Source organism: Flavobacterium sp. EDS (assembly GCF_020991525.1).
Taxonomy (GTDB): Bacteria; Bacteroidota; Bacteroidia; order Flavobacteriales; family Flavobacteriaceae; genus Flavobacterium.
This window is the reverse complement of record NZ_JAJMOZ010000046.1, coordinates 1-680: the sequence shown is the minus strand read 5'-3', so window position 1 is coordinate 680 and position 680 is coordinate 1. Positions and strand designations below refer to the sequence as shown.

The following is a 680-nucleotide window of genomic DNA, read 5'->3' as shown; positions in this document are numbered from 1 at the left end:
GTACAATTCACTAGTAAGTGTAACGCCATTAGATTCAACCACAGCTTTGGCTAATGGACCTTATTACGGAGCAATCCTAGATCCAGCAACTGGTTGTGTAAGTTCAGTAAGATTAGTAGTAACGGTAACAGTAACAGATCCAGCTAAACCGACAACGAACGATGATACTCAAGATTTCTGTTTGGCAAATAGCCCAACAGTGGCGAGTCTTCAGGTAAATGAGACAGGGGTGGTTTGGTATAGTTCACTAGTAAGTGTAACGCCATTAGATCCAACAACAGCTTTGGCTAATGGAGAATACTACGGAGCAATCCTAGATCCAGCAACTGGTTGTGTAAGTTCAGTAAGATTAGTAGTAACGGTAACAGTAACAGATCCAGCTAAACCAACAACAAACGATGATACGCAGGATTTCTGTTTGGCTAATAACCCAACAGTGGCGAGTCTTCAGGTAAATGAAACGGGAGTGGTTTGGTATAGTTCACTAGTAAGTGTAACGCCATTAGATCCAACCACAGCTTTAGCAAATGGAGAATACTACGGAGCAATCCTAGATCCAGTAACTGGTTGTGTGAGTTCAGTAAGATTAGTTGTAACGGTAACAGTAACTGATCCAGCTAAACCAACAACGAATGATGATACGCAGGATTTCTGTTTGGCTAATAACCCAACAGTGGCGA

General features: G+C 41.9%; 1 pseudogene. It reads left to right on the top strand.

Annotation, left to right across the window (positions count from 1 at the left end):
- Nucleotides 1-680, top strand: a pseudogene (locus LPB87_RS20600) (hypothetical protein); the annotation flags it as partial.